Origin of the sequence: Streptomyces sp. SID3343 (assembly GCF_009865215.1) — a bacterium.
Taxonomy (GTDB): Bacteria; Actinomycetota; Actinomycetes; order Streptomycetales; family Streptomycetaceae; genus Embleya.
Genome location: NZ_WWJX01001237.1, coordinates 1 through 4,459 on the forward strand (window position 1 = coordinate 1; position 4,459 = coordinate 4,459).

Below are 4,459 nucleotides of genomic sequence, written 5' to 3' on the forward strand. Positions count from 1 at the left end.
GCACGGGCGCGCGGCCAACCACGGCCGGGGCCGTCCGGCTCGGCACCGGCGGCCCCGCGGACGCGAGGGTCACACGCGCGCCGTGTCCGGATGGGTGTCCTCGGCCGGGGCGGGGAGGGCCGCGGTCCGTCGACCGAGCGCCTCGCCCTCCACGTCGATGTGCGGCAGCAGGCGCTCCAGCGGGCGCGGAAGCCACCAGGCCGCCTTGCCGAGCAGGGCGAGGACCGCGGGCACGAATGCCATCCGGACGACGAAGGCATCGAACAGGACGGCGATGGCCAAGCCGAAACCGACCATCTTGACCATGGACTCGCCACCGGTCATGAACCCGGCGAAGACCCCCGTCATGATCAGCGCGGCAGCCGTCACCACCGGGGCGCTGTGCCGGAATCCGGTGACGACGGCCTGCGCGGGTCGTTCCCCGCGAACGTACGCCTCGCGCATCCGCGAGACGAGGAAGACCTCGTAGTCCATCGCGAGGCCGAAGACGATGCCCACCAGGAAGATCGGCATCATGCTCATGATCGGTCCGGTCTGTTCGACGCCGAAGAGCGCGGCGCCGTGGCCCTGTTGGAAGACCGTGACGATCGCGCCGAGGGACGCGAGCACCGACAGGAGATAGCCGAGGGCGGCCTTGAGGGGCACCAGCACCGAACGAAAGACCAGCATCAGGAGGAGGAAGGCCAGGCCGACGACGACCGCGAGGTAGGGAATCAGCGCGTCCTGCATCTTCTGCGCGACGTCGATGTTGAGCGCGGTGGTCCCGGTGACCTCGAAGGTCGCCCCGCCGGCCGCCTCGGTCTTCGCACGCTCGGCGCGGATGGCGCGCACCAGGTCCTTGGTCCGTTCGCTGGTGGGCGCGGTGGAGGGGGCCGCGGACAGCACCGCGGTGTCGTGTGCCGCGTTGAACCGGGCCCGGGACACGGAGACCACGCCGTCGGTGTGGGCGATGTCGTCGGCGACCGCCGCCACCGCCGCCTCGGGGTCGGCGGCTCCGCGGACGTCCACGACGACGGTCAGCGGACCGTTGAACCCGGGGCCGAACCCGTCGGCCAGGGCGTCGTAGGCACGGCGCTCCGTGGTCGCGGTGGATTTCGCCTCGTCACCGGGCATGCCCAAGCGCAGCTGGGTCGCGGGCACGGCGAGCGCGCCCAGGCCGACGACCGAGGCGATCAACACCGGCACCGGGCGGCGCAGGACGAACCGGGCCCAGCGCGCGCTCCTGCTCTCGGCCGCGTGGATCGGGCCGCTCGGCGTGCCCTTTCGGGCCCGGCGGCCGCCGTTGCGGACCCGGCCGCCGCCCTTGCGAACGCGGCGGGCGAGTACGGCGTTCGGCCAGAAGCCGAGCAGCGCCGGGACCAGGGTCAGTGCGATCAGCGCGCCGATCACGACCGCTCCTGCGGCGGTCAGGCCCATCTTGGTCAGCATCGGGACGCCGACCACGGAGAGTCCGGCCAACGCGATGACGACGGTGAGTCCGGCGAAGACGACCGCGGCACCGGCCGTACCCGCGGCCAGACCGGCCGCCTCGTGGGCGTCGTGCCCCTTGGCCCGCTCCTCGCGGTAGCGCGAGACCACGAACAGCGCGTAGTCGACGCCGACCGCGATCCCGAGCATCATGGCCAGTTCGCCGGTCGTCGAGGACAGGCCGAAGACGTTGCCCAGGGCGATGATCGAGGCCATGCTGATGCCCACGCCGAGCAGGGCGGTGAGCAGCGGCAGTCCGGCGGCCGCCAGGGACCCGAAGGTGACCAGCAGCACCAGGGCGGCGACGACGACGCCGATCACCTCGCCGATGCCGGCCGCGGGCTCGGTGGCCAGGGCGGTTCCGCCGACCTCGACGGTCAGGCCCGTGTTCCGGGCCTGTTCGATCGCGTTCTCCAGGTCCTTCTTGGCGGTGTCGGTGAGGTCGTCGTCCTTCACGTCGTAGGTGACGGTGACGTACGCGGTGGACTCGTCCTCGCTCACCCCACGGCCGTCGAACGGGCTTGCCACGTCCGCGATCTGCGGGTCGTCGGCCGCATCGGTCACCAGCTTGTCGATGGCCGAGCGGTTGGCGGCCGAGGTGACCTTTTGCCCCTCCGGGGCGACGAAGACGATCCGGGCGCTCGCCCCGTCCGCCTCGGTCCCGGGGAACCGCTCGTTGACCAGGTCGAACGCCTTCTGGGCCTCGATCCCCGGCATCGACGACGAGTCGTCGGGAGAACCGGAGGCGCCGAGCGCGCCGAAAACGACGACGGCCAGGACCGCCACCCACCCCAGCGTGACGTAGCGGCGGCGCCGGAAGGTCCAACGGCCCAGCCGGTACAGGAAAGTAGCCATGAACGAGATCTCCGCATCTGCTCTCGGGAACCCCACCAGCCTTTCCGTCCGGGCCTGTCGCGTCGTCCTCCGCGACGACCGTCCCGACTACCGAATATCAAGTACGGATCACCGGGCGCGTCGTTCTCGCGGGTACCACGGCTTGCGCTCCGACCCCGCTCGCGATCCCGGGGGACGCCGCCCGCCGACCCTTGCCGGTCACGGCGAGGCGTCGTCGGTCAGCGCCTTCGAGAATCGAACCGGAACTCCGCGAACAAGGAGCCGTTCGCAGGGGCGTTGGTGGCAGTCATGAGGCGGATGCGTCGCCTCTGCCTGCCGCGGTGGCGCTTTGGACGCACTCGCGGAGCAGGGCTCGGCGCCGGTCGTGTACGTCGTCGGGTTCTTGGCTGCCGGCCGCGTATACGTTGCTGACCGGTGACCAGGCCATGGACATGGCGATGACCATGGCCATGATGTCGAACGGGTCGCCTGCGCGGACTCGTCCGGCGGCCTGGGCCCGGGCGATGGCCGTGAGCTTGCGGTCCTCGTAGTGGTGCTGGGTCTCGACGAGGTGCCCGGCAGGTCGGCGCTCCAGTCGTGTCCAGGTCGCCAGCCGGATGAGGTCGGGGCGGCGCAGGTATTCGTCGTAGAGACGAACGGCCCACTCCGCGAGATCGTCGGCGTCGATGGGCACGACGTTGGTGATGCGCTCCAACGAGCCGAGGAAGATCGCGTCGAAGAGTCGCTCTTTGTCGCCGAAGTAGGCGTAGAGCTGTGCCTTGTTGGTGCGCGCTGCCGTCACGATGCGTTCGATGCGCGCCCCGGCGATGCCGTGTTGGGCGAACTCTGCGGTGGCGGCGTCCAGGATGCGCTGGTAGGTCGCGGCGCCTCGTGAGGTCTGGGGCTGTTCCGGCATGCCCGCAGCCTACCGAACAGAAGAGTTTGTTTGCCTTGCTGCCCGGTCGTGCCTAGACTCAGACAGACCGAACAGTCTGTTTAGGAGTTGCCCATGCGAACGACCACCGGATGGCAGGCGACCGGCCCGACGGCGCTGCGGCGCACTTCCTTGGAGCGCCGTGATCTGCGCCCGGACGACATCGCGGTGCGGGTCGACCACTGCGGCGTGTGCCACACCGACCTGCACGCCCTGCGCGCCTACGACCGGCACACGAACGCGCCCCTGGTGCCCGGTCACGAATTCACCGGCGTGGTGGCGGAGATCGGACCCGAGGTAACCACCTTCTCGGTCGGCGACCGCGTCGCGGTGGGCAACATCGTCGACTCCTGCGGCGTATGCGCCATGTGCGAAGCCGGACAGGAGAATTTCTGCCACACCTTCCCGACCCTGACCTACGGCGGCACCGACCGGCAGGACGGGTCGACCACTCTGGGCGGCTACTCCCGCGAATACGTCGTGCGCGAGAGCTTCGCCTACCCGCTCCCCTCCGGCCTCGACCCGGCCGCGGCCGCCCCGCTGATGTGCGCCGGCGTCACCGTGTGGGAACCCCTGCGGGCCCTCGGCGTGGGCCCCGGCAGTCGCATCGCCGTGGCCGGGCTCGGCGGCCTGGGCCACCTCGCGGTCAAGATGGCCGTGGCACTCGGCGCCACCACGACCGTCGTCAGCCGCACCCGGGACAAGCGCGACGACGCCCGCAAGCTCGGCGCGCACGACCTCGTCGACTCCACCGACAGCCGGCAGATCGCCGCGGTCCGGGACACCTTCGACGTCGTGGTCGACACCATCTCCGCCCCTCACGACCTCGCCCCGTATCTGAAGCTGGTGGCGATGGACGGCACCCTCAGCCTCCTCGGGTACCTGGGCCCCGTCACCGTCGAGGCCACGGACCTGCTCATCGGCCGCAAGAAGCTCGGTTCCGCGGGCGGCGGAGGCCGCCCGGCGACCGCCGAGATGCTCCGATTCTGCGCCGACAACGGCATCGCCGCCGACATCGAGGTGCTCCCGTCGTCACAGGTGGACACGGCACTAGACCGCCTCCGGCGAAACGACGTCCGCTACCGCTTCGTGCTCGACATGTCCGACCTGGACTGAGCAGACGGTCGGCCGGGCCACGCCGTGCGGGCCGGACAACGGCGCGCGCATGGCCCGGCACTGCGCCCTCGGGTTCGACCCGGGCATCAGCACGGGTCGCGGCGCGGT

General features: G+C 71.0%; 3 protein-coding genes. 1 reads left to right on the forward strand and 2 read right to left on the reverse strand.

What is annotated here, in order from left to right:
• Positions 1 to 69 precede the first annotated feature (69 nt).
• On the reverse strand, positions 70 to 2,322 hold the full coding sequence (locus GT354_RS38600; RefSeq protein ID WP_161361041.1) for an MMPL family transporter: 2,253 nt from the start codon (positions 2,320 to 2,322) through the stop codon (positions 70 to 72).
• Positions 2,323 to 2,608: 286 nt separating this feature from the next.
• Entirely contained in the window at positions 2,609 to 3,217 is a 609-nt protein-coding gene (locus tag GT354_RS38605; protein WP_161361042.1) for a TetR/AcrR family transcriptional regulator, read from the reverse strand.
• A 93-nt stretch (positions 3,218 to 3,310) separates the two neighbouring features.
• On the opposite strand from GT354_RS38605, the gene GT354_RS38610 reads away from it, so the two are divergent.
• A complete protein-coding gene (locus GT354_RS38610) occupies positions 3,311 to 4,351 on the forward strand; it encodes an NAD(P)-dependent alcohol dehydrogenase (protein ID WP_161361043.1) in 1,041 nt (346 codons plus the stop codon).
• The last annotated feature ends 108 nt before the right edge of the window (positions 4,352 to 4,459 follow it).